The organism is Phyllobacterium calauticae, from assembly GCF_019991125.1.
GTDB classification, from domain to species: domain Bacteria; phylum Pseudomonadota; class Alphaproteobacteria; order Rhizobiales; family Rhizobiaceae; genus Phyllobacterium; species Phyllobacterium calauticae.
The window spans coordinates 1-24,252 of the sequence record NZ_JAGENB010000014.1; the positions used below are offsets into that span (position 1 = coordinate 1).

The 24,252-nt window shown below is 57.4% G+C and carries 19 protein-coding genes and 1 pseudogene; 7 read left to right on the top strand and 13 right to left on the bottom strand.

The features are described from left to right. Positions 1-285, top strand: a 285-nt coding sequence (locus tag J1W56_RS24930) for a hypothetical protein (RefSeq protein WP_223615981.1), incomplete at its 5' end; no start/stop codon positions are given. 205 nt (positions 286-490) lie between these two features. Further along, positions 491-658 (top strand): hypothetical protein, encoded by a 168-nt coding sequence (locus J1W56_RS24935; RefSeq protein WP_223615982.1) that lies wholly within the window; start codon positions 491-493, stop codon positions 656-658. 30 nt (positions 659-688) lie between these two features. On the opposite strand, the gene J1W56_RS24940 is transcribed toward J1W56_RS24935, so the two are convergent. Then, complete coding sequence (locus tag J1W56_RS24940) at positions 689-1,594, bottom strand: NmrA/HSCARG family protein (protein WP_223615983.1); 906 nt, start codon at positions 1,592-1,594, stop codon at positions 689-691. Positions 1,595-1,684: 90 nt separating this feature from the next. On the opposite strand from J1W56_RS24940, the gene J1W56_RS24945 reads away from it, so the two are divergent. After that, on the top strand, positions 1,685-2,098 hold the full coding sequence (locus J1W56_RS24945) for a winged helix-turn-helix transcriptional regulator (RefSeq protein WP_319025576.1): 414 nt from the start codon (positions 1,685-1,687) through the stop codon (positions 2,096-2,098). Between the two features lie 705 nt (positions 2,099-2,803). Next, positions 2,804-4,387: a GmrSD restriction endonuclease domain-containing protein gene (locus J1W56_RS24950; RefSeq protein ID WP_223615984.1), complete on the top strand. Its 1,584-nt coding sequence runs from the start codon at positions 2,804-2,806 to the stop codon at positions 4,385-4,387. Positions 4,388-4,727: 340 nt separating this feature from the next. Here the strand turns inward: J1W56_RS24950 and J1W56_RS24955 are convergent, their stop codons facing one another. From J1W56_RS24955 to J1W56_RS24965, 3 genes are all read right to left on the bottom strand, one after another. Then, entirely contained in the window at positions 4,728-5,339 is a 612-nt protein-coding gene (locus tag J1W56_RS24955; RefSeq protein ID WP_223615985.1) for a 3'-5' exonuclease, read from the bottom strand. A 745-nt stretch (positions 5,340-6,084) separates the two neighbouring features. Further along, the gene (locus tag J1W56_RS24960; RefSeq protein ID WP_223615986.1) at positions 6,085-6,918 is read right to left on the bottom strand and encodes an oxidoreductase; all 834 of its coding nucleotides are present in this window, start codon (positions 6,916-6,918) and stop codon (positions 6,085-6,087) included. A 135-nt stretch (positions 6,919-7,053) separates the two neighbouring features. Further along, positions 7,054-7,647, bottom strand: a complete 594-nt coding sequence (locus tag J1W56_RS24965; RefSeq protein WP_223615987.1) for a TetR/AcrR family transcriptional regulator — start codon at positions 7,645-7,647, stop codon at positions 7,054-7,056. A 98-nt stretch (positions 7,648-7,745) separates the two neighbouring features. On the opposite strand from J1W56_RS24965, the gene J1W56_RS24970 reads away from it, so the two are divergent. Both J1W56_RS24970 and J1W56_RS24975 read left to right on the top strand, forming a co-directional pair. Further along, positions 7,746-8,858: an efflux RND transporter periplasmic adaptor subunit gene (locus J1W56_RS24970; protein ID WP_223615988.1), complete on the top strand. Its 1,113-nt coding sequence runs from the start codon at positions 7,746-7,748 to the stop codon at positions 8,856-8,858. After that, entirely contained in the window at positions 8,858-11,965 is a 3,108-nt protein-coding gene (locus J1W56_RS24975; RefSeq protein ID WP_223615989.1) for an efflux RND transporter permease subunit, read from the top strand. The genes J1W56_RS24970 and J1W56_RS24975 overlap by 1 nt, the downstream gene beginning before the upstream one ends. Before the next feature lie 740 nt (positions 11,966-12,705). Here J1W56_RS24975 and J1W56_RS24980 read toward each other — a convergent pair. The 5 genes and pseudogenes from J1W56_RS24980 to J1W56_RS25000 all read right to left on the bottom strand — a co-directional run bounded on the left by J1W56_RS24980 (position 12,706) and on the right by J1W56_RS25000 (position 17,446). After that, entirely contained in the window at positions 12,706-13,707 is a 1,002-nt protein-coding gene (locus tag J1W56_RS24980; protein ID WP_223615990.1) for an NADP-dependent oxidoreductase, read from the bottom strand. A 31-nt stretch (positions 13,708-13,738) separates the two neighbouring features. Next, positions 13,739-14,518, bottom strand: a pseudogene (locus tag J1W56_RS24985) (alpha/beta fold hydrolase). A gap of 51 nt (positions 14,519-14,569) precedes the next feature. Continuing rightward, positions 14,570-15,394, bottom strand: a complete 825-nt coding sequence (locus tag J1W56_RS24990; RefSeq protein WP_223615991.1) for an oxidoreductase — start codon at positions 15,392-15,394, stop codon at positions 14,570-14,572. 113 nt (positions 15,395-15,507) lie between these two features. Next, a complete protein-coding gene (locus J1W56_RS24995) occupies positions 15,508-16,602 on the bottom strand; it encodes an alkene reductase (RefSeq protein ID WP_223615992.1) in 1,095 nt (364 codons plus the stop codon). A gap of 55 nt (positions 16,603-16,657) precedes the next feature. After that, positions 16,658-17,446: an SDR family NAD(P)-dependent oxidoreductase gene (locus J1W56_RS25000; RefSeq protein WP_223615993.1), complete on the bottom strand. Its 789-nt coding sequence runs from the start codon at positions 17,444-17,446 to the stop codon at positions 16,658-16,660. 111 nt (positions 17,447-17,557) lie between these two features. Here J1W56_RS25000 and J1W56_RS25005 point away from each other — a divergent pair, with 111 nt between their 5' ends. Beyond that, a complete protein-coding gene (locus tag J1W56_RS25005; protein ID WP_223615994.1) occupies positions 17,558-18,106 on the top strand; it encodes a TetR/AcrR family transcriptional regulator in 549 nt (182 codons plus the stop codon). A gap of 401 nt (positions 18,107-18,507) precedes the next feature. On the opposite strand, the gene J1W56_RS25010 is transcribed toward J1W56_RS25005, so the two are convergent. The 4 genes from J1W56_RS25010 to J1W56_RS25025 are packed head-to-tail and all read right to left on the bottom strand — an operon-like array spanning position 18,508 to position 24,248. Then, the gene (locus J1W56_RS25010; protein ID WP_223615995.1) at positions 18,508-20,184 is read right to left on the bottom strand and encodes an amidohydrolase; all 1,677 of its coding nucleotides are present in this window, start codon (positions 20,182-20,184) and stop codon (positions 18,508-18,510) included. 22 nt (positions 20,185-20,206) lie between these two features. Then, positions 20,207-21,802, bottom strand: coding sequence for a GMC family oxidoreductase (locus tag J1W56_RS26110; protein ID WP_223615996.1), 1,596 nt, complete (start codon positions 21,800-21,802; stop codon positions 20,207-20,209). A gap of 33 nt (positions 21,803-21,835) precedes the next feature. Next, entirely contained in the window at positions 21,836-23,266 is a 1,431-nt protein-coding gene (locus J1W56_RS25020) for an NAD-dependent succinate-semialdehyde dehydrogenase (RefSeq protein ID WP_223615997.1), read from the bottom strand. Continuing rightward, positions 23,256-24,248, bottom strand: a complete 993-nt coding sequence (locus J1W56_RS25025) for an NAD(P)H-dependent flavin oxidoreductase (RefSeq protein ID WP_223615998.1) — start codon at positions 24,246-24,248, stop codon at positions 23,256-23,258. Before J1W56_RS25025 ends, J1W56_RS25020 begins: the two co-directional genes overlap by 11 nt. Positions 24,249-24,252: the final 4 nt, after the last annotated feature.

Genomic DNA, 24,252 nt, shown 5'->3' on the forward strand with positions numbered 1-24,252 from the left:
TTTAGAGCGTCAAGGTTGCACGGGCGTGATCGCATCCGGCAAACCGCGCCGTTTCGCTGGCGAAACCACCGGGAAAAACCCCAGCAAATCCAATATGTACAAACTCGAAAGACGCAAGAAAACGAACAGTTGTATATGCCGATAAAGCATTCGAAGGTCAAAGACGGCCGGGCAGATAGGGCAGGGGAGGCGGAAATCGTCGAGCAAATGCAGGAAAATGAAGCAAATCAGCCCTCAGCACGGCCACAGAACGAAATTCGCCCTGTAAGGCAGCCCGGCAGGTGAGTACCCGCATCTGGATCGTGGTTAAGAGAAGATTATCAGTCCATGATGCAGAAGTTATGTCCATAATAAATGCTTGGTAGTGAAAGAAACATAATAAAAACAATGTATACTAGCCCACCGATCATGCTTGCGTATCGCTTTTAACGGGGGAAACGGCGTCGCTGTGGCGTAGCGTTGACTGAACTAATGAAATCGGATGACCGAGATGGGGCCGTTAGCAGGCGTTGAAAGCTGCCCTTCGTTCATGGGCGAGGGCAAGGATGTCGACCATATCAGGATCGACGCCCGAGCGGCGAAGCATCTGGTCCTGCAACCGCCGAGAGGCAGGCGGCAATTCCACAAGCAGCGCACCATTCAGCCCTCCAAAACGTAGGTTGCGATCACCGTTCAGATCAACACGTGCCTATACCCGGCGATCGGTTCGCTCACTGCCGTACCCAAGGGCATGACTGAGAGCCTCACGCCCGGCTCCTGAAAGCCAGGACCGGAAAGAGAGAATCTCTGGATAGATCTTACGCACGAAGTTTAGATCCACATGATCTGCCAGTGGCCCATCTTCCAGGCTCGCGGAGATCGGTGCAAATCCGGGATTGGCGGCAAGATCGTCCTCGGAAAAGCGCGCATAGGCGATCGGACGGCCGACGACTTCGGAAAAAACGGTTTCGAGCTCGCGGCCCGTAACAGTATCACCTGCGATCCTGAACGTCTTGCCGCCGAAGCGCGTCCTGTTGGCGAAGATCGCTGCGACTACATTACCAATGTCTTCTATGGCGATAAGCTGGACCGACTGGTCCGGTCTGACGAAGAAGTTGAACCGACCCTTTTCCAACCCGAAGCCGGGTCTCGCCAGCATTTCCATAAAGATCACGGGCCTCACGATGGTAGCCGTGACAGGCAGTGTTCGAATATGCGCTTCGACGCGCCCCTTGGCATCGAAGCGCGCCACGCCAGTCGGTTCGTTCCCGACGCTGGCGCCCGAAGAATAGACCAGGTGCGCGACGCCGCTTTGGGACGCCAAATCTGCGATTTCACTCCCGACGCGCACTTCATCTTCAATGGCCAGGTTCCCCGGCAGCACACTGAAGACGCCGTAAGCATCTTTCATTGCTGCACGCATCACGTCGATGTCTGTGAATAATCCCTGCACGAGTTCGGCGCCTTCGTCGCGAAGCGCGATCGATTTTGCCGAGCTGAGATCGCGTACCATCGCGCGCACTGGCCAACCGGCCTTCAACAGTGCGGAAGCAACCGCTCCGCCTTGTTGGCCTGTTGCACCGAAGACCAGGATTGGACGTTTGTCATTTGTCATTTGAGAACCCTCGTGTTGAGTGAGGGCATCCATATATAATGATGGGAATGCTGTGGGAAGACAGCACATTATTCAGCCTCAGGCACAAGGATGATACGCTTGGAAGAACTTATCCATCGCAGGTCTGACGAGGAAGCGAAGAGCGATCCAGATTTCAGGCCGATCCCGTCGAACGGTATCTGCACGCGGCTCGGCGACAAATGGACTGTTCAAGTCATCTGGCGTCTGTCACTGGCGAGCGGGCATCGGCTTCGCTTTTCGGCACTCAAGATCGAGATCGACGGGATTACCCAGCGCATGCTGACGCTGACGCTTCGAAATCTGGAAAGGGACGGTCTGGTGGTGCGGCATTACTTTCCCGAGGTGCCGCCACGGGTCGAATATGAACTGACTGAGATGGGCGCTGGCGTTTTGCGTGCCCTTGAAGGAATCAACTCTTGGATTAGGAACAACTTGTCTCACATCGAGGTATGTCGTCGCGAATACGACGGGGCTGAACCTTGAGCCGATCGGTGATTTGAGAACTGTCCCGCTGCCAGAGCGCCACCACTGGGTCTTGCAACAACTACACTGTTGATTTCTGCTTCGAATTGACCCACCCGGGGTGCGGACGAAAACTTGGACGACCAAGGCGGGCACTTGGAGCGAGATTTCCAACGAGTCATGAATATGCATCATCTACCCGTCATTGTGGCAATTCAACTAATGCCATCAATGACCGCTTTGGGGCCGGTAACGGACTGGTAGTTCTTGGCAGGCGCACTGTCGATAGCAGACATTCGGGGTGTGACGTGCCGGTGGCCCACGTGGAGCCACAAGCGGGATACGGCGTATAGTGGCTGGTCGCCGATACTGGACCGGAAGCAGACCAGCCGCGAAAGCGATCGGTCAAGATAAGTCCAGAACTCTTGGTGTCGCAAGAGTTCTTAAAGCACCTGATTTGTAATCAGGGAGTCGCGGGTTCGAACCCTGCCGGGGCACCACCTAAGTCATCCGCTCCAGTGATCATTTGGTCATTGAAGCCAATTGCATTTTTCCGGGTTGGTTTACGATGTTGCACTGATTTATAAACGTCGTCCCCGCGTCGTTCTGCCTCGTGTTTCTGCAGAGATCGCGGATTGGATATCTGTAAACTTACATATTACGAATCCAACGACTGACACCGGAATCGTAATAAAAGCAAATGTCTGTCTCAGTGAGGGGGCTTCAGTGGATTATCAGTCCTATTCTATCCGTAAGATGCTGGATGCGGTCACCAGCGGCGAAATCAGAATACCTGCGTTCCAGCGTGGTTTTGTTTGGGAGATGGACCGGGTAGCCCATCTGCTCGACAGCATCTACAAGGGGTATCCATTCGGCTCCCTTCTCTTTTGGCGTACCAAGCAGCAATTAGCTGCTGAGCGTAGTCTGGGCACCTTTACCTTGCCTGACCCGCAGGCGGAGTATCCGATCGACTATGTGCTGGATGGGCAGCAGCGTCTGACATCTATCTTCACTGTGTTTCAGACCGAACTAAAGCCCGAGCTCAATCCTGAATGGACGGACATCTATTTCGACCTGTATGCAGGCGACAACCCTCAAGACAGTGCTTTTGTAGCACTGGAGAAAGTCGAGGATGGAGAGCGTCATCGGTATTTCCCTATGCGCGTCTTGTTTGATTCCGTTGGCTACCGAGCCAACACCGATCATTTGGACAAAACAAAGATCGCGGCCATCGATAAGCTGCAGGAGAAGTTCAAAGAGGTCACAATTCCGGTTCAAGTCCTGAAGAGTGAGGACCGCTCTATCGTCGCGATTGTATTCGAGAGGATCAATCATCTGGGGGTCGCGCTAGATACGCTGCAACTTCTGTCTGCGTGGACTTGGAGCGAGGACTTTGACCTTTTGGATAAGTTCCGCGACCTCCGGGACGAGTTGTCAGACTTCGGGTTCGCCGGCGTTGGAGACGACTCCGATCTTATTCTGAGTTGCGTTGCGGGGATTTTGGCGAAAGAGCCAGGCCCCGAAACCCTACTAAACCTAAACGGATCAGACGTCCGTGCGCAATTCCCTCGTGTCGAACAAGGCATTCGCGGCGCGATTGACTTTCTCAGAACTCAGCTGAAGGTAGTGCACTTAAAGCTCCTACCCTACCCGTCGATGCTTGTACCGCTGGCCGCGTTCTTTGCTGAGCCCGAGGGAAAGGATGTCGTCTATAATGCTGCAACCTATCAACGTTTGAGACGGTGGTTTTGGCGAACTTGCTTTTCTGCCAGATATTCCAGCCAAACGCGCAAGACGACTATCCATGATATCGAGCAGGCAGAGCTTTTGAAAAATGGCCAATCAAATACCTTTGGCGATATCGATTTGAAAATCGACGAAACATTCTTCAGGAATTCGTTTCGCGTTGGCGCCGCCGCCACAAAAACTTTCGTCTTGTTACTATCTAACAACTCGCCAAAAAGTCTGTTGTCCGGCAAAGAAATTGATCTAGACCGAGTGCTGCAGAGCTACAATCGGTCTGAATTTCATCACACTTATCCCCGAGCATTTTTGCGGGACAATGGATATGACGAAGCATCTATAAACATGCTGGCAAACTTCTGTTTCCTGAGTGCTGCGGAGAACAGAAACATTGGGAGAAAACGGCCCTCTGTTTACCTGAAGGATTTTGGGGGGGCGGAGCATAACATCGACGAGACACTCGCGTCAGCTTTCTGTAAAGCAGAGGAGTTCAACGATGACTATGACGCTTTCTTGAAGGGTCGGATGGCGCGGCTTGTGGCCTTCGCCGAAAAACTAGCAGCCTAATGTTGAGGTGGCGGGCGGCGTTTCCTCGATAGTGCCAACTCGACACCCTCCGAATGATCGCTTCCTGCTCCAAAACCTCGGCATTTCAGGCCTAGGCTCGAATTATCCGTTCTTGTCCTTCTTCCGGATCGGTGGATCGAGCCACTATGTTTCCCAGGACCAATCTTTGGTCCAGCCAGTAGCCCGCGTCAGCGTCGCTCAAATTGCTTGACCGGTAGGATCCCAATGTTCGGCTGGACTACGTCCAAGAATGGGCTGTGTTGCGCTGGTCGATGCGGCAATTTACACGTCCGCTTTTGGGAACTTCAGGATTGGGCTTGAATGACCTGAATGGCGGCGCTTAGCGGACGAAGGCCGAGGTCTGAAGTTTTCCAGATCGGAGCAGATATTGAAGGGCGTAAGCCACCGAGCGGGCATCGTCCAACGCATCATGCCCCTGTAAATCTGGGTGCTCGACTCCGTAGTAATCGGCCAATTTGTTGCTGGGCGTTCGTGCCAAGTCTTCTACAGGCATCCCAGCGGCAAGCAAAAGCTTGACGGCGTTGTCGAACCGGGTCGCGGGAATAGGTGGTTGAATGCCCTCGATGTAACAACTGATTGCAAGCATATTCAGTTCGTCTTTCCCCCATGACCAAAACGTTGCGCCATGGGAGAAGCGCTCAAGATCATCTAGCGCCGTTCGCAATGGCTTGCCCTCTCTGCTGATCCGTTCCTCGGTGATGCCTGTTAGCTCAGTGAAATAGGGGTCGAGCGCGTAACGATCACCGTGCCTGTCATGGGGCTCAACGTAAATTTTGAATGTCTCCAGAATTGGAAACTCATCTTCGAGCCCGATTTTCACCGCGCCGATTTGGGCAATCACTGGGTCGGGGTCGATAGCTGCGCACCAGAAACGGCTTTGGGAGCCTCGGATGCAAAGGAACTCGCAATCGAAGATAATAGCTGTTTTCATGCGCTTCTCCTCGCAAGATTATCCGTAGCAAGACTACTTGAGTTCGATGGGATGGCAATGACCGGTGTTGGCGCAAAGCAGTCGTTGTTCGTTTGACTGCCTTTATTCGTGTTTTTGCCAAGAGGCACGATACAACGGGTTTTTGATCGGGATTGTAGACTTTCGGGCTACAATGAAAATGTCTCAAACTCGCCTGTTTTCGGTTTTTTCAAAGGAAAATTTCCAAGGCGTCTGCAGAGCTATCAACTGATCTTTTTCTGTTAATTTTTGATATTGTACAACCGCGCGCCCCGCCAAACTTCAGATGGTCGAGCGCTACCCCTTTAAGAATGTCCGCCTCTTTCAGGCGGCGATCCTTTCGGCTGATTTCGGCGGATCTGGAATGCCGAAGCCGACGCTACGGATTCGGAACTCGTAGATGGCTGTTGATCCAGCCAAATGCCGCCCGTGCGTCGTTGAAGAGGCTGGCGAGATCAGAGTACGGTTGCGTACGGTGATCGAAAAAACGATCCCTACGACGCCCTGCACGGCCTCCTACTTCGAAGCAGTTGTAGCACCGACATCACGGGCAAGATTGCGGACAGTGTCTGGACCCGTCGAATTGGCAAGCGCGACCTCATGGCCGGCCACCAAGCTTTCGCACCAACCCGGCGTCAATATTTCCGGCGCCGATGATCCCGATCTTCAGGGATGTCGTTTCGCCAAACGTATCTGCTCCTGAAATGCGCTCACAACGCCTACCTTATCAGGATGTTGTCGATGTCGATGTCGGCAGCCCCAGCTGCTTTCGCAGGCTCTTGTCAAATGCGAATGCGGGGACGAAACGGCGCAGAAAACTGACCTGGCGTGCCTTTTTTCCGGCCGCATAGCGCCTCTTCGGAGCGGGATCTGTCGCAGCCGCCAAAATGGTCTTGGCTACTACTTCGCACGCGTCGCCTTTTTCCATCGATTTCCGAACGGTTATAGTCATACCAGCCCGCGCAGAGTTATAGATATCAAGCAACTGATCGGGGGCGGCGAGATTGGCCTCGAATGACGTACGGGTATAGGCAGGCTCCACTAACGAAACGCGAATGCCGAACGAGCGTAATTCGTGATCGAGCGATTCGGAATAACCCTCGATGGCATGTTTGGTCGATGAGTAAAGCGCGAAATACGGAGCAGGGATGAACCCCTGTACCGAACTCAAATTAACGATTCTGCCCTTTCTCTGGCGTCGCATTGCCGGCAACACCGCGTTGGTCACGCGGAAAACGCCGAAGACGTTCACGTCGAACAGGGCCTGGGCCTGGGCTATTGAGGATTCCTCCGCGCCACCAAGCAGACCCATGCCAGCATTATTGACAAGCAGATCAATGCGCCCGGCCTCGGCCAGCACGTCATCCACCAGTTTCGCCACGGATGCATCGTCGGCCACGTCGCAAGTCAGCATGGTAACGCCGTCGCTCCTCTGGGCGACAGCACGACGGCTGGTTCCGAACACACGAAAGCCCGCGTTCTGTAGGGCCGCGGCAGTTGCCTGCCCGATGCCGGTGGATGCCCCCGTCACGAGGGCGACGCCAAGATTGGTCTTGTTCATGGAAATTACTTCTTTCTTTATGCTGGATTGCGTTTCAAAATGTCGGTTGGCTTGCCGGCCGTGGTCAGGTGTTGGGAAAAACAGGAATGGTGAAAGACAGTCTTCAATCACCGGTTCGTCCGGTGCTCGCGCCGGTCAGTTCGTTCGCCCATCTGCATCGCTTGCAATGCGCCTGACTTCGCCAGTGGCTGCGTCGAGGATGCCTTGCGACAAATTCTCGTCCTGCATGATGCGTGATAGCGTGACGGCGCCCACCATCAGAGACAGTATCGCCATTGCCTTGCCGCTGGGATTGGAGCTCTTGGCATGGTTCATCAGCTCATCCAGCACCTCAAAGTGAGCGCAGATACCATCCTCAAATGGACGCCTGACCTCTTCGCTTTGCCGCGCCGCGTCGGCTCCCAACGCCACCAATGGGCAGCCGTCTGCCGTTTCCCCACGATGATCCGGGGAGAGGTAGAACTCCATCACTGCTTCGAGGGGATTGGAGCTTGTTGCTACAGCAGTCGACCATCTCCGTGTGGCGCTTTCCATCGCGCGCCTTGACGCAAGTGCGGCGAGGTCGTCCTTGGACGAGAACTGCTTATAGAACCCGCCTTGCGTTAGGCCAGCACCCTTCATCAGATCCTTCAGGCCGATACCATCGAAGCCATGCTCTCGAAAGAGACGGCTCGCAACATTGATTACAGTTTCCCGATTTTCTTCGGCCTGTGCGCGGCTCACTCTCATGTCAATCTCCGATTAGATTTCATTTGACATCTATAACATAAATAGATTTAGATCGCAATCTAATTTGTGCAGATCGCTCGTCAAGTAGAGAATGTTAAATGAAACGCAAATACGTCCTGACTTTTGTGGGTTTGCTGGGAGTGGCGGCCGCCGCCGGCTTTTACCTGGTTTCCGAAACCGCTGAATGGAAAGCCGAAGCCACAGATCCGAGGACGGTTACGCCGCTCGTAAGTGTGGCCGAGGCGAAAAAGGCTGGAACGGCCGAACGGTCGTTTACCGGAAATGTCGCTTCCCGTGTACAGAGCAATCTCGGGTTCCGGGTTCCGGGTAAGATCGTCCAGCGAATGGTCGATGTGGGTCAGCAGGTGAGACAAGGCCAGGTCCTGATGCGCATCGATGAAACCGACCTCCAACTCGCGCTTACAGCGAAGCGCAATACGGTCATTGCAGCACAGGCTGTCCTGATCCAGGTACAGGCAGATGAGAAACGCTATGCGGCGCTGGTGAAGAATGGATTGGCTGCCACCCCACAGCGTTATGAACAGGCGAAAGCGGCCCTCGACACGGCCTCGGCCCAGCTGGCCGCGGCTGAGGCTGACACGAAGGTCGCAGAAAATGCAGCCACCTATACGGTTCTTCTTGCAGATTCGGATGGAACAGTCGTCGCAACGCTTGGAGACCCCGGACAGGTCGTGGCAGCGGGCCAGACGGTTGTACAACTTGCAAAGGCAGGTCCTCGTGAAGCCGTTGTCTGGCTGCCTGAGACTTTGCGGCCCGACATAGGATCCGAAGCGCAGGCCAGTGTCTATGGTGACAGCGGGCTCAGCGGAAAAGCCAGGTTGAGACAGATATCCGATTCAGCGGACCCACAAACCCGAACCTACGAGGCTCGTTATGTCCTCGACGGCGATGCGGCCTCGGCGCCGCTTGGTTCGACTGTCACAATTAGAATCATGGATACGGATCGGAGGTCGGAAGTCGCTATACCCGTCGGCGCTATCCTGGATGACGGCAGCCGCACAGGCGTATGGGTGATCGATGGACAGTCCTCTGCCGTGAAATTCACACCGATTGAAGTGAAACGGATCGGCGAAGAAACCGCGTTTGTCACCGGCATAGATGTTGGCCAGCGAGTCGTCGCACTCGGCGCTCATCTCCTTGAGAATGGTGCTACCGTCAGGGTCGCCTCGCAGCAAGAGGTGACAAAGTGATGAACTTCAATCTTTCCGCCATCGCGGTTCGCGAACGCGCCGTTACCTTATTCTTTATCGTTCTGTTGGCGGCTGCAGGCGTATACGCCTTCGTCAAGCTGGGACGTGCCGAGGATCCTTCCTTCACCATCAAGACCCTGACGGTCACTTCAGTCTGGCCAGGTGCCACTGCGCGTGAAATGCAGGATCTTGTCGCTGAGCCCCTTGAGAAGCGCATTCAGGAACTCTCATGGTATGATCGTGTCGAAACGACAACGCGCCCTGGCTACGCCTTCCTCACCGTGACCTTGAAAGATAGCATGCCGCCCGCCGCCGTCGAAGACGAGTTCTATCAGGCTCGCAAGAAGCTTAGCGATGAAGCCCGAAATCTTCCTCCAGGCGTCATTGGTCCCTTCGTCAACGATGAATATTCCGATGTGAGCTTCGGTCTTTATGCACTGAAGGCAAAGGGGATGCCGATGCGCGACCTCGTGCGACAGGCGGAGGTCATCCGTCAGGATCTCCTGTATGTTCCGGGTGTGAAGAAAATCAACATCCTCGGAGAACGCCCCGAACAGATCTTCGTCGAGTTCTCCTACGCCAAGCTGGCGACGCTTGGAATATCGGCGCAGGATATCGCCGCAGCATTGCAAAGACAGAACACGGTTACACCTGCGGGCTCGATCGACACGCGTGGGCCACAGGTCTTCATCCGTTTCGACGGAGCCTATAACAACGTGCAGGCAATTGCCGACACGCCGATCGCCGCGGCTGGACGCACTCTAAAACTTTCCGACTTGGCGGATATTCGACGCGGGTATGAATATCCGGCGACCTACATCATCCGCCATGAGGGCGAGCCCACAATCATGCTTGGTGCCGTGATGCAACAGGGCTGGAATGGTCTTGAGCTCGGCAAGGCGCTTGAAGCGCGATCCACCGCAATCACGCAGACACTGCCGCTGGGCATGACGCTCACCAAAGTCAGCGATCAGGCTGTTAACATCGACGAGGCGGTTGGCGAATTCATGCTCAAGTTCGCAATGGCGCTTGGCGTCGTACTATTCGTGAGCCTGATTGCCCTCGGCTGGCGCGTCGGCATCGTTGTTGCGCTTGCTGTACCACTGACGCTCGCCGTCGTCTTCCTCATCATGCTGGAAACCGGCCGATTCTTCGATCGTATCACGCTCGGCGCGTTAATCCTTGCGCTTGGCCTTCTCGTGGACGACGCCATCATTGCCATTGAGGTGATGGTGGTGAAGATGGAGGAGGGCATGGACCGCATCAAGGCGGCCGCTTTTGCCTGGAGCCATACCGCAGCGCCGATGCTGTCCGGCACCCTCGTCACAATCATCGGGCTGATGCCCGTGGGCTTCGCAAGATCGACTGCCGGTGAATACGCCGGAAACATCTTCTGGGTCGTGGGCTTTGCGCTGATCGTTTCGTGGTTTGTCGCAGTCATCTTTACCCCTTACCTTGGCGTTAAGATGTTACCTGATATCAAACCGGTCGAAGGTGGACATCACGCCATCTATGATACGCCGAACTACCGTCGCCTTCGCTCCCTCATCGAGTTCGCGGTTCGGCATAAATTCATGACGTGTGCAGTGGTTGGCATCGCGATGGCTGTCTCAGTCGTCGGGATGGGAGGCGTAAAACAGCAGTTCTTTCCGACATCGGATCGGCCTGAAGTGCTGGTCGAAGTTCGCATGCCCGAAGGCACAAGCATCGAAACCACGACAGCCGCAGTGGAGAAAGTCGAGGACTGGCTGCAAGCTCAGCCGGAAGCAAAAATCGTCACCAGCTATGTAGGGCAGGGTGCGCCCCGCTTCTTCTTTGCCATGGCACCCGAATTGCCCGACCCTGCCTTCGCCAAGGTCGTTGTGCTCACCCCCGACGCGCACGCACGCGAGGCTTTGAAGCACCGCCTGCGAGCCGCCGTTTCGGACGGGCTTGTTCCTGAGGCATCTGTGCGCGTAACACAGCTTGTCTTTGGCCCCTACACGCCGTTTCCGGTCGAGTTTCGGATCATGGGACCGGATCCGGATGAACTTTACAAAATCTCCGAGCAGGCTCTTGCTATCATGAAAAGTGTTCCAGATGTCCGACAGCCCAACCGGGATTGGGGCAACCGAACTCCGGTCCTGCGGTTTGTCCCCGACCAGGATCGGCTCAATCTGATCGGTCTCTCACCCTCCGAGGCAGCCCAGCAGACGCAGCTGCTGCTCAGCGGCATCCCAGTTACCCAAGTGCGCGACAACATCCGCAATGTTCCTGTTGTCGCGCGTAGCGCAGGTGACAACCGGCTTGATCCTTCAAGGCTGGGCGATTTCTCGCTCATGAGCAGGGATGGCCATCAGGTCCCCCTTGATCAGATCGGCCATTCCGAGATCCGGTTTGAGGAGCCGATCCTGAAACGCCGCGACCGCACGCCGGTGATTACGGTACGCTCTGACATCAACGAGGCGACACAACCCCCGGAGGTCTCACAGCAGGTCATGAAGGCCCTTCAGCCACTGATCGCATCGCTTCCTGTCGGGTACCACATCGAAATGGGCGGTAACATCGAGGAATCCCTCAAAGCCAATGTCGCACTCGTCAAGATATTCCCGGCCATGATTGCAGCGATGTTGATCGTCATCATCCTCCAGGTTCGCAGCCTGTCAACGATGACGATGGTCATGTTGACTGCGCCACTCGGACTTGCCGGGGTGGTCCCGACGTTGCTTCTCTTCAATCAGCCTTTCGGCTTTAACGCCATTCTCGGGTTGATAGGATTGGCAGGTATCCTCATGCGCAACACGTTGATCTTGACAGAACAAATCAAGGAAAATCAAGCTGCCGGTCTCGATGACTATCACGCCGTTATTGAAGCGACGGTGCAGCGGACGCGCCCTGTCATCCTGACTGCACTGGCTGCCATTCTCGCCTTCATACCCTTAACTCATTCGGTGTTCTGGGGATCGATGGCCTATACGTTGATTGGCGGAACGGCGGCGGGTACCGTGATGATCCTGCTCTTCCTTCCAGCTCTGTACGCGGTGTGGTTCCGGATCAAGCCAACTAAAGATGACCACCACGGAAAAGCGAAAGAACTGGCGCAACTGACGGCACTGGCTGCTGAGTAGGGTACTTCGTATGCAAAAGATCTCTCCGGTTTTTAAGTGGTTTTCTCATGCCTGCCGGTGTGCGCAAGAGAAACGGAGCTCCAGCAAAATCGGAGGGGTCTAGGAAGTACCCGATCAATGATGGGATCATTGTGTGCTTGTGGTACCTCGTCATCGTTCAACGTGGCGATTGTATCATGCAAATGGCCTGTCCGGCGTGATCAAACTGGGATCAGGCATTGGGTTGCCCGGGCATTTACCCGAAAAGTTGGTTCCTCACCACCATGGCAGAAAACGCTATTTGCGTTCGCGAAAAGTGCTCGATATGATTTGATGAGGGTACTTTGGAGGCTAAATCGTGCGCGTCACTAATGTCGAGAGATGTAAAAATCGTCCAATTGGTCCCGATAGTTGACGAAACCTTTTTTCACGGCGATTTTCCGAAATCGTAGCATTTTGACGTGCCGGGTGCCGGAGTTTTCTCGCCGCCAGAATTAATTTACAAGTAATTTCAATTGGTTATATGGCGTTTGAACGGCGGGATGGGAAGAATTGCGGTTCCACTCCGTTCAAGGCGTGCATTTGAAGTGAGATTTCCAATGAGCCATGGATATGCATCATCTACCCGTCATTGCGGCAACTGAACTAATGCCATCAATGACGGAGATGGGCCGGAAGGAGAATGTCCGCTGCTGTCACGAGAGCCATGGAAGCGGACATCATGCTTTGAAATAGCGACCTACCTGCTAGCGAGACGGTCGTTACGCAACATTGACCACAACCTTCCCCTTGGCGCGTCCGGTCTCGACATAGGCCAACGCGTCCACCGTCTGCGCAAAGGGGAACACCTTGTCGACGACCGGACGGATGACGCCGGCGTCGATCAGCTTGGCGATCTGATCCAGTTGCTGACCTTCCGCATGCATGAACAGGAAGGAATAGTCGACACCTCGGCTCTTAGCTTTTTTCAGAGTTCCCCGGCTCAGCATCCGCATCACAAAGCGCAGGAAGAAATTCAGCCGCAGGGATTTGGCGAAGGCAACGTCCGGCGGACCGGAGATCGAGATCAGTTTTCCACCGGGCTTCAGCACGTTCAGTGACTTTGCGAGCGCCTTGGCATCCTGGCTGTTCAGTACCAGGTCGTAACCGGACAGCACCTGTTCGAAATCCTGCGTCTTGTAGTCGATGACCACATCCGCGCCGAGGCTTTTGACCAGTTCGGCATTCGCGGCACTCGTCGTGGTCGCCACGGTGGCGCCGAGATGCTTGGCGAGCTGGATGGCAAAGGTGCCGACACCGCCGGAACCAGCCTGAATGAACACTTTCTGGCCGGGCTTGACCTTGCCCTCCTCGACCAGTGCCTGCCAGGCGGTCAGTCCGACGAGCGGGATCGAGGCGGCTTGCTCCATCGAGAGGCTTTTCGGTTTCAGCGCAAGGTCTGCGGCATCAACCGCAATCATCTCTGCAAAGGTGCCAGCCCTATGATCGCGCGGACGGCCATAGACCTCGTCGCCTGCCTTGAATTGGCGCACATTGGCGCCAACGCGGATGACCGTTCCGGCCAGATCGTGACCCAGAATGAAAGGCGGGCGATAGGGCAGAAACAGCTTGAATTCGCCGTCGCGAACCTTGGAATCGAGAAGGTTGATCGCGGTCGCCTCGATGCGAACCAGAACATCATTGGCACCGATCTGCGGATCCGGCACGTCCGCCAGACGCAGCGAGCCCTTCTTCTTGTATTTGTCGACGACGAAGGCTTTCACGGGTTTTCTCCAGTGTGAAACGATGATCAGCTCAGGCAGCTAGGAAAGCCAGGGCTTTCGGTACGATCTCGGCATGGTATTGGAAGATCCCGCCATGGCCGGCATCCTCGTAGATCACCAGGTCGGCATTCGGAATGCGCCGGGCCAAATCCCGGCTGTGGGATGTGGGCACCATGATGTCACTATCGCCATTGACCACAAGAACAGGAATGCGGATGCGCCCAAGATCCTGCGGTGCCTGACGCCCCCAGGCTTTGATCGCTGAAAGCTGACGCAGGAAGGCACGGGGTGTCGAGCCTTTGTCGCGATCCAGCTTACGCTCTTTCAACCGCACTAGAAAGTCCTTGGCTGCGCGACGACCATTGGCGCTCGAGGTGAAGAACAGTTAAGTCTTCGGGTCGCGCAGCGTCAGCAGGCCCTTGATGATCAATGGCCAGGATACCGCCCCCACCCTCGTAATGCCCGCTCCACCCGCCGGGCCAGTGCCAGTCAAGATCAGCTTGCGCACCAGATTAGGGGCTTTCAGCGTGACATCCTGTGCCACGAAGCCGCCCAACGAGAAACCCATCAGATCAACCGTGGCAAAGCCCAGAGCGGTGATCATGCTGATCACGTCGCGGGCCATCCCGTCGACGATCCGCGGGTCGAAGTTGTCGAGCACTGCACCCCAGTAGTTCAGCAGCACTAATGGAATACCGCCGCGCGGACCCAGCTCCCGATAGGCAAGTCGTGTTTTCCCTGCGGTGATGAAGCGGTTGGGGGTGTCTGTGTAGCGGTCTGCGGCGGCTGCCGCCCTGAAAGCGTCTGTCATAATGGTCCTGCTCGCCGCGCGATCGCGGCCCATGGTTTTTGGCCTGTGATCTCAGGCGATGTTGAATTGCTTGCGCAAGATCCGGTCGAACAGCGCGCGCGGCAGGAAACGCCGGGCAAACGAGGTTTGCCGCGCAGACTTACCGGAGGGATAGCGCAGCTGCGGCACCCTCGCCTGCGCTGCCGCAACGATTGTAACCGCAACATCGTCCGTCGTGTCGCCGGCCGCCATGGCCGCATTGAATGCAGCCTGGTATCTGGCGAATGTCTCGCGATAGGCCGCAACGGGACGATCGCCTTGTGGTGAGTTGGCTTCGATGGAGGTCTTGGTGGCCCAAGGCTCGATGACGGCTACCCTGATGCCGAACGGCCGCACCTCATGGTCCAAGGATTCAGAATACCCCTCGATCGCGTGCTTGCTCGCGGTGTAGTAGGCGCCGAAGGGGCCGGGAATGAACCCCACAACCGAGCCGATATTCAGGATCCGTCCACAGGCCTGCTGACGCATGATCGGGAGGATCTCGTTCGTCACCCGAACGACGCCTAGGAAGTTGGTTTCGAACAGCGCACGAACCTGCTCGATCGAGCTTTCCTCGGCTGCCCCGGACACGGCGTAGCCAGCATTGTTGACCAGTAGGTCGATGCGGCCGAGTTCTGCATGTGCCAGCGCCACGGCGGCAGCAACGGAAGCGTCTGAGGTCACGTCGCAAGCGATGATCCGGATGCTGTCGCGGACCTCGCCGGGTGCCGCCTTGCGGCTGGTGCCAATCACCCGGTAACCCGCCCGGCTGAGCGCCAATGCCGCCGCCTTGCCGATACCGCTGGATGCCCCCGTCACGAATACAGTCTTCTGTCCTTTTGGTGCAAAGGTCGCCATAGCTTTCTTCTCGATCTGGCGCGCGACATCTGGCAGCGCAGCCTTGGGAGTTGTTAGAGATTGATCATGATCGGCATTACAGGGGGCCGCACCAAAGTACGGCCTCCAATGGCTCAACTGCCGGAAGCCTCGGTGAAGCGGGGATAATCGGTATAGCCCGCAGCGCCGCCGCCATAGAGCGTGGCCGGATTGATCTCAGCCAAGGGCGCACCGTTTTGCAACCGTTCCACGAGATCCGGATTGGCGATGAACGGGCGTCCGAAGGCGATCAGATCCGCCTTGCCATCGGCCAGATACGACGTCGCGAGGGCGAGATCATAGCCATTGTTGGCAATATAGGTTTTGCTGAAACGGCGGCGCAGCGAACCGTAATCGAAGGGTACTATGTCGCGCGGCCCGCCAGTCGAGCCTTCGACGACGTGAATGTAGGCGATACCGAGAGCATCGAGCTGGTCGACGATATAGTCGAACTGCGCCTGGGGATCACTGCAGGAAATGCCATTTGCAGGCGAGACCGGCGAAATCCGGATTCCTGTGCGTTCAGCGCCGATTTCCTGCGCCACCGCAGCGGTGACCTCGAGCATCAGACGCGCGCGGTTTTCCACGGAGCCGCCATAGGCGTCGGTTCGGACATTGGCGCCGTCCTTAGCGAACTGCTCGAGCAGATAGCCGTTAGCGCCGTGAACTTCCACCCCATCGAAACCAGCCTCGATCGCATTGGCTGCGGCCTGACGGAAGTCGTTGACGATCCCGGCGAGTTCCTCGATCTCCAGGGCGCGGGGTTCGGAAACATCGACGAAAGCGTTGTTGACAAAGGTCTTGGTCGCGGCGCGAATTGCCGACGGCGCGACCGGTTGACCGCCGTTGGGCTGCAGGTCGACATGGCTGATGCGACCGACATGCCAGAGTTGCAGGACGATGCGTCCGCCCTTTTTGTGAACGGCGGCAGTCACCTTGCGCCAGCCGTCGATCTGCGCCTGTGTGTAGATGCCGGGCGTGTCCTGATAGCCCTGACCCTGCTGTGAAATCTGGGTGGCCTCGGAAATGATCAGTCCGGCCGAAGCGCGCTGCGCATAATATTCGGTGGTCAGGTGGCCGGATACGAAGTCCGCACCGGCGCGATTGCGTGTGAGCGGCGCCATGACGATCCGGTTCGAAAGGGTGATGGCACCGAGGGTGTAGGGTTCGAAAATCGTGTTGTTGGTCATGATATACCTGTGGTGTTTCCTCTACAGCGGCGTTGTCTCGCCGACTGGGTGATGCTCAGGCGAGCGTACGATACCGTTCGGCGGGGAGCGCGTTGACTAGGTTGCCGAGCATGGCTTTGCGCGCGCCATCGAAGGCGTCCCACTGCCCGACGTCGTAAAGCGGCGGGATGGTCACCGGTTCGCGATGGTCGAACCCGACCAGGGCCGCATCCACCAGATCGCCCACTTCCATGACATTGCTCATGGCATTGACGTCGGCGCCGACATGATCCCAAATCTCGGTGCGGGTCGTGGCAGGAAGCACTGCCTGGATGTAGACGCCCTTCGGTCCAAGTTCGTGCGCAAGCCCCTGGGAAAGGAACAGCACGAAAGCCTTCGTCGCGCCGTAAACCGTCATGCCGAATTCCGGCGCCAAGCCAACGACCGAACCGATATTAACGATCGCACCCTCGCCGGCCTTGGCAAGACGCGGAGCAATGGCGCTGGCAAGCCGGACGAGCGCAGTCGCGTTAAGCGCAACGAGCTTGGTCATGTCGTCGACGCTCTGCTCGACGAAGGTTCCACCGATCGCCGTTCCGGCATTGTTGACGAGAATGCCGATGCGCGCATCGTCTCGCAGTCTGGTCTCGACCTTGGCAAGATCCGTCGCCTGGGTGAGATCGGCCTGGAGGATATCGATTGTCACGCCGGTTTCCTGACGCAGACGGCTCGCAAGTGCCTCCATGCGCACCACGTCTCGGGCGACCAGTACGAGGTCGTGTCCGCGTCGTGCAAACCGCTCGGCATAGGTTGCGCCAATGCCCGTGGAGGCGCCGGTGATCAAGACTGCAGGAATTTGGCTCATCGCATTGCTCTTTTCTGTAATTGATCCTATATTCATGACAATCATCATGATTACCATTAAATATGATGGCCATCATGTAAATGTCAAGCGTGCTACTGGAGAATTTTGAAAATGAAGGTCAGCCGAGAACAGATGGCCGAGAACCGTCGCCGCATCCTGGACGTCGCCAGCCGGTTGTTTAAGGACAAGGGGTTCGATGCGGTCAGCGTCGCAGAAGTGATGAAAGCGGCTGGCCTGACCCATGGCGGATTCTATGGCCATTTCGGTTCAAAGGACGATCTGGTCGCCCAGACACTCGCGCATTCGCTCGCCGCAGACAGTTTTGGAGGCAGCGAGTTCAGCGATTTCGTCCGCTCCTATCTGGCGCCTCGTCACCGTGACAATCCGGCCAATGGCTGCCCCACTGCTGGCTTGGCCGCAGCAATTCGTCACCAGACGCCTGCAGCGCGCGCAGCCATGACAGATGGTCTTCGTGCACAGATCATCCGGATCGAGAAGGCCCTCCCGGAGCAAGGTGCAGCCGACAAGCGCCGTGCAGCAATCGGAAGCTGGGCGGCAATGGTCGGAGCAGTCATTCTCGCCAGGGCGGTCGACGATCTTAAATTGTCCGGTGAGGTTCTTGAGCAGACTCGCGCCTGGATCGATGCCCGTGTCGAATAGACCGCGGGGATCAGAAAGTGCGCATTCAGAGCACCTGATCCGGTAGGGGGCGATGGCCCACTTCAATGAGGAAAGGTCTACACTGAGGCATCGGGTCCATTGTCGCCCCTATGTCAGACCATCTAGGCGATCGCAGAACTCAACCGAGAGAAACAATGTATTTGGGACCCAGGACATAAACGTCCGCTTCGGGGAAACGAGCCAACCCGACGTGATGGCTGAGATCGGACGCGAAGCAGCCGTTTGTTTGGCTCCCTTTTGGTGTAGGACAAAGGATCTACGTTGATTGTAGACCTCTAGACTACAATCAAAACGCCCGAAACTTCCCTATTATCGGCGTTTACAAAGGAACGCCTCAATGCGCCATATTTAGAAAAACTCATATTATACATGGGTTGTTATCAGCAGAATCCCTTTACCTGCTTATCGGCAGGATGAACAAGTCGCCCCTGAAAGAATGTAGCCAGGACCTTTGTGCCGGCAATTTCTTCAGGGGACACCTCGGTCAGATCGCGATCGAGCACAATCAGATCGGCAGAAAGGCCAACGGCCAATTGGCCGGTTTTCTCGCCAAGCCGCATGGCCAGGGCAGGGCTTCTGGTGAAAAGCGGAAGAGCCTGGTGAAGGCTGATGGCCTGATCCGGTGCGTGGACACCGGGAAATTTTCCGGTGGGGTCGCGGCGTGTGAGCAAGCCGGAAAGTGCGAGCCACGGATTGATATCCGCAAAGATTGTCAGCCAGTCCGAGCCTACGGCGACGTCTGTACCGGCTTCGAGCAGGCTGCGCACCGGCCAGGTCGAGGCGTAACGCTGATCGCCGACGATCCTTTTATGGGTGAGACTTGCACTGCTGGGAAACCACAAGGGCGGGTTGAGGTCGGCAAGGATATTCAGCTTCGACAGACGCGCGATATCGTCAGGCCGAATGAACTGGCCATGCGCGATGTGATGCTGCGGACCGTGGGGGCCATTTGTTCGTCGAACCGCTTCGACCGCGTCGATAACCGTGAGAATAGCACGGTCTCCTATGGCATGTACCTTGACACTAAGCCCCAGCCTGTCGAAGCGCGCAATTTCCTCTTCCAGCTCCTCGGGTGAAAGAGCCATGGCACCGCGATGATCCGGCAGGACATCGGGATCATCGGACGGGTAAGGGTCGATCATGGCTGCCGTACGCAGGGAGGGAACACCGTCAAGAAAAATCTTGGCTGCGCCGGCGATCATATGTTCCCCGCAAATGTTCCGGTGTTCGGCCAGAAGGCGTTCGGCCGCCGCCGAATCATAGCCTGGACACGTACTGCTCAGCGCGAGCGTAAACCCGGCCCAGCACGTCAGGCGGCCCTGATCGTCCAGGGCACGAAATGTGTTCAGCATGTCTATCGTGCTGCTGGCATCGCAAAAGCCGGTCATTCCCACACTGTTGAACAATGCAACAGCCTTTCCGGCGACATCGATCGTCTGCTGCGGGGTAAGGGCTGGAATTTTGTCCTGCACGAGCCATGCTGCCGTTTCGTGGAGCAGGCCGGTTGCCTGGCCGCCCGCCCTGACGATCTCGCCGTCCGGTGGGTTGGGGGTATCTGCGACGATACCGGCGCGGGCCAAGGCCACCGAATTGGCAAAGATGCCGTGTCCGCTGACATGTTCAAGGACGACAGGCCGTCCATTGCTGACGGCATCGAGCATGTGTAAACCTTCGACGCCGAGGCGCTGCATGTCCACCAGTGCTGATGGACCGAACGCACTGCCGGCAATCCATTCGCGTTCGCCTGCATCGAGGGCGGCAAGCCGGATATGTTCAAGCACGGCCGCAAAATCGTCGGTCGGCTCAAGCGGGGTGCTGTACAGTTTGACGATCATGCCCGGCAGCGCATGGAGATGAAAATCAATGAGACCGGGCATTGCAAAACGGCCTTGCAGGTCAAACACTTCGGTTGTTTCATCGATCAAGGACTGCATGTCGTGCAGTCGGCCGAGCGCAAGTATTTTGCCGTCCCGCCCGAAGGCGATGGCGTCAACAACGCTGGCGGCCGTATCGAGCGTATGAATTATGCCGTTATACAATATCCGTCCGGCCGTCATGCTTCTATTCTCCTTCGCGGGATCATGATTGGCCGTTGTCCCGTGCGAGGAGGAAATCGGCACAACGTTCAGCGATCATGATGCAAGGGGCATTGGTGTTGCCGCTGACAAGGGTTGGCATGACCGAGGCATCGGAAATGCGCAGGCGCGGCACGCCAATGACCCTCAACCTGTTGTCCACGACCGACAGCGGGTCATTCCCCATCTTGCAGGTGCCAGCCGGATGATAGACCGTCTTGGCCATAGAGCGGGCGTGTTGCACCAGTTGCGTATCGCTTTCCGCCCCTGGCCCAGGTAAAAATTCGCGGAAACCCAGGGCACGCATGGAGGGCGCTGCCAGAATGCGGCGGCCCAGCCGGATGCCCCGCACGAGCGTGTCGACATCGTCCTGATGCGTCAGGTTGTTGCCGATAAAGACAATCGGGTCCTGCGGATCAGGGCTGCGCAGCGAAACCTTGCCACGCGATAGCGGACGCAGGATGCAGGGATTGATCGACACACCGTGTCCTTCCATCTGTCCGCGCATTGCGTCGCCGACAAGCGCTGGTGTGACATGGAACTGGATGTCGGGTCTGCCTTTGCCGGACGTATCGACAAAGCCGCCGGTTTCCACGACATTCGATGTCAACAGGCCGGATCGGGTGACGATGTATTGCAGGCCATTTGCGATGGCGCGAAAGCCCCGGTCCTGTCCTTTGAGCGAGATGGGACGGTCGGTCACGCCATATACGGACGCAGTAATGTGATCCTGGAAGTTTTCGCCCACACCCGGAAGGTCGCGCATCACGGTTATGCCATGCTGCAGCAACTCCGCGCCAGGGCCGATGCCCGAGAGCATCAGCAGTTTGGGTGTGGCCAGTGCACCCGCGCTCAGGACAACTTCCTCCTTGGCGCGCGCACTGTCCAAGGCGCCGCCGCGCGTGCGGTAGCGAATGCCAACAGCCGCGCCATTTTCAAGAATGAGGCCATGCGCTTCACTTTCCGTGCGGATGGTCAGCAAAGGCGATTTCAGGACTGCCTTCAGAAAAGTCGCGGCTGTGGAGGCGCGCTTCTGGTTGTACGTTGTTGTCTGATAGAAACCGATACCCTCCTGCGTCACGCCGTTGAAATCGGCGGTGTAGGGCAAGCCCGCTTCCTGTGCTGCGCGCACGAAAGCCGAGCTGATGGGATGGCGATGGCGCGGTTCGGATACTTTCAACTCGCCGCCTGTGCCATGGAATGCATCTGAAAACGTTTCATTGTCTTCCGAGCGGCGGAAGACCGGCAAAACCTCGCTGTAACCCCAGCCTGTGCAGCCCAGATCGCGCCACGTATCGTAGTCTTCCGCCTGCCCGCGAATATAGATCATCGCGTTGACGGAGGAGCCGCCGCCAAGCGTGCGCCCTTGCGGGACCGTGAGCACCCGGCCATTGGCGCCGGGCTCCGGTTCGGTCTGGTACATCCATGTTCGTTTCGTGCCGAGAACGCGAACGAAAGTAGCGGGAATATGGACGAATGGCGTGTTGTCGCGCGCCCCGGCTTCAAGCAGCAGCACGCTCTTGCCGGCCGTCACCAGCCGGTTCGCCAGAACACAACCCGACGATCCTGCGCCAACGACAATATAGTCATAGGATTGCACCGGGATTCCTCCTCCCCGCTAAATTTGACTTGCTTAGGCTCCGATATGGCTGATGAATTTCACGGTCATGAACGCATCGAGGCTTTCCGCGCCGCCCTCGCTGCCGTAGCCGCTCTCCTTGATGCCGCCGAAGGGTGTTTCTGCCGCTGCAATGCCGAAATGGTTGATCGACACCATGCCCGCCTGCAGCTCATCCGAGAACCGGTTGGCGGTCGCAAGCGAGCGGGTGAAGGCAAAAGCCGCGAGGCCGAAGTCAAGCCGGTTGCTGCGCGCGATTGCCTCGTCGACGGATGCGACCTTCGCCAATGCGGCGATGGGACCGAAAGGCTCGTCATTCATGATGCGCGCGCTTTCGGGGACATTCGACAATACCGTCGGCTCGAAAAAGAAGCCGGCATTACCGGCCCGGCGCCCGCCGCAATCCAGATGTGCGCCTGCGGCAATCGCATCCTCGACAAAGCCGTCCATGGCGTCGAGCCGGCGCGGATTGGCCAGCGGGCCCATCTGCGTCGCCGCGTCAAGCCCATCGCCGATCTTCAGGTGTTGAGTTGCTGCGACAAAGGCCGTGCGAAACGCGTCGTACACGGGCGCTTCAATATAGAAGCGGGTTGGCGATGCGCACACCTGCCCGGCATTGCGGAATTTGAGCATGACGCCAAGACGGACGGCAGCCTCGATATCCGCGTCTTCGGCGACGATGAAGGGTGCATGTCCGCCCAGTTCCATTGTCGCGCGTTTGACGCCAGCAGCAGCCAATGCGCCCAGATGCTTGCCGACGGGCACCGAGCCGGTAAAGGAAATCTTGCGGATGACCGGCGATGCGATCAGATACTCGGATACTTCCGCGGGAACGCCGAAGACGATGTTGATGACACCATCGGGCACGCCAGCATCCTGAAATGCACGGGCGAGCTCAATACAGGCCGACGGGGTTTCCTCGGGCGGTTTGGCGATGATCGAACATCCGGCGGCCAGGGCTGCAGAGATTTTGCGCACCAGCTGGTTGACGGGGAAATTCCAGGGTGAAAAAGCGGCAACCGGGCCGACTGGCTCCCTGATCACCATCTGGCGCGCGCCGGGGATGCGGGAGGGAATGACGCGGCCATAGGTGCGGCGCCCTTCTTCCGCATGCCATTCGACATGTTCCGGTGCGGCGTTGGCTTCACCGCGGGCTTCGGCCAGCGGCTTGCCCTGTTCACGAACCATGTGGTGCGCAATCGCATCGGCCCGCTCGCGCAGAAGCGCGGCAGCGCGTTGCATGATCTTGGCCCGTTCCAGCGCTGTCATCTTGCGCCATGTTTGAAAACCTTTGGCGGCAGCCGCGAGGGCGTCATCGAGATCGGCCTTTTCACAGAAGGGCAAGCGGGCGATTGTCTGACCGGTTGCAGGATTCCTGACGTCGCCCGCCCGGGTTCCGGAGGGCGCACGCCAGGTGCCGTCAATCAGGAGTGGTTTATCCAGCATGAAGTTTTCTTTCCTCGTTTTCATTGGGAACGGGCCGGGGCAGGGCGGCTACGGTTGCCGCATATTCGAGTGCTATCCGCTTCACGATGTCTGCAGCGGGTAGAATGTCCGAAACCAGGCCAGCGCTCTGGCCTGCCTCAAGCTTGCCCATTTGCGTGTCGCCGCCGAAGGCCGCAGCTTTCAGGGAGGCGGTTTGGAAAAATTCGCGTCGTATATTTTCTGCCGTGCCATGGCGTTCGATTTCCGCCATGCGATCGGCAAAGACATTGCGAAGCACACGGATCATGCCGAGGTCGCGGCCCACGACAACCGTATCGCCGATGCGCGCCTGCAGCAGACAGTCCTTGTAGGCGTCATGAAGCCGGGCTTCGCGCGACGCCATGAAACGTGTGCCGAACTGTGCCGCGCCCGCGCCGAGCGACAGGGCCGCTGCCAGCCCCTGGCCATCGGTAAAACCGCCGCTGAGCACAAGCGGCATGTGCGGAACAGCCTTGGCGATCGCGCGCCCAAGCACCAATGTCGAAACCAGATCCGGCGGCGGATGACCCCCAGCCTCGCCGCCCACGGCGATCAGTCCGTCAACACCGGCATCGGCTGCCTTGCGGGCGTGGTCCTCGCCAGCAACGACGTGGAGGCATATCGTGCCAAGTGGTTTGAAACGATGCAGATATTTTCCCGGGCCACCCTGCGATGCAATGAGGACCGGGACCCGCTTTTCAACAAGCAGATCGATTATTTCATCGGCACCTTTGCGGTAGAGCGGCAAATTGACGGCGAAAGGCCGGGCAGTGCCCGCCCGCACCTCGTCGATTGCTGCGGCCAGATCGTCGCGATACATCGGCCCGGCGGCAATGACGCCAAGCCCGCCCGCCTGCGAGACGGCAAGTGGAAGTGCTGCGTTGGAGGAAGCCCACGACATGCCGGCCTGAATGATTGGCAGGTCAATACCAAGAAGCCGGGTGACGGATGTTTCTATGCGCATGGGG

Coding starts and splice junctions, on each gene's coding strand:
- J1W56_RS24935 (WP_223615982.1), top strand. CDS start 491: ATGGGGCCGTTAGCAGGCGTTGAAAGCTGCCCTTCGTTCATGGGCGAG.
- J1W56_RS24940 (WP_223615983.1), bottom strand. CDS start 1,594: ATGACAAATGACAAACGTCCAATCCTGGTCTTCGGTGCAACAGGCCAA.
- J1W56_RS24945 (WP_319025576.1), top strand. CDS start 1,685: ATGATACGCTTGGAAGAACTTATCCATCGCAGGTCTGACGAGGAAGCG.
- J1W56_RS24955 (WP_223615985.1), bottom strand. CDS start 5,339: ATGAAAACAGCTATTATCTTCGATTGCGAGTTCCTTTGCATCCGAGGC.
- J1W56_RS24960 (WP_223615986.1), bottom strand. CDS start 6,918: ATGAACAAGACCAATCTTGGCGTCGCCCTCGTGACGGGGGCATCCACC.
- J1W56_RS24965 (WP_223615987.1), bottom strand. CDS start 7,647: ATGAGAGTGAGCCGCGCACAGGCCGAAGAAAATCGGGAAACTGTAATC.
- J1W56_RS24970 (WP_223615988.1), top strand. CDS start 7,746: ATGAAACGCAAATACGTCCTGACTTTTGTGGGTTTGCTGGGAGTGGCG.
- J1W56_RS24975 (WP_223615989.1), top strand. CDS start 8,858: ATGAACTTCAATCTTTCCGCCATCGCGGTTCGCGAACGCGCCGTTACC.
- J1W56_RS24990 (WP_223615991.1), bottom strand. CDS start 15,394: ATGGCGACCTTTGCACCAAAAGGACAGAAGACTGTATTCGTGACGGGG.
- J1W56_RS24995 (WP_223615992.1), bottom strand. CDS start 16,602: ATGACCAACAACACGATTTTCGAACCCTACACCCTCGGTGCCATCACC.
- J1W56_RS25000 (WP_223615993.1), bottom strand. CDS start 17,446: ATGAGCCAAATTCCTGCAGTCTTGATCACCGGCGCCTCCACGGGCATT.
- J1W56_RS25005 (WP_223615994.1), top strand. CDS start 17,558: ATGAAGGTCAGCCGAGAACAGATGGCCGAGAACCGTCGCCGCATCCTG.
- J1W56_RS25010 (WP_223615995.1), bottom strand. CDS start 20,184: ATGACGGCCGGACGGATATTGTATAACGGCATAATTCATACGCTCGAT.
- J1W56_RS25020 (WP_223615997.1), bottom strand. CDS start 23,266: ATGCTGGATAAACCACTCCTGATTGACGGCACCTGGCGTGCGCCCTCC.
- J1W56_RS25025 (WP_223615998.1), bottom strand. CDS start 24,248: ATGCGCATAGAAACATCCGTCACCCGGCTTCTTGGTATTGACCTGCCA.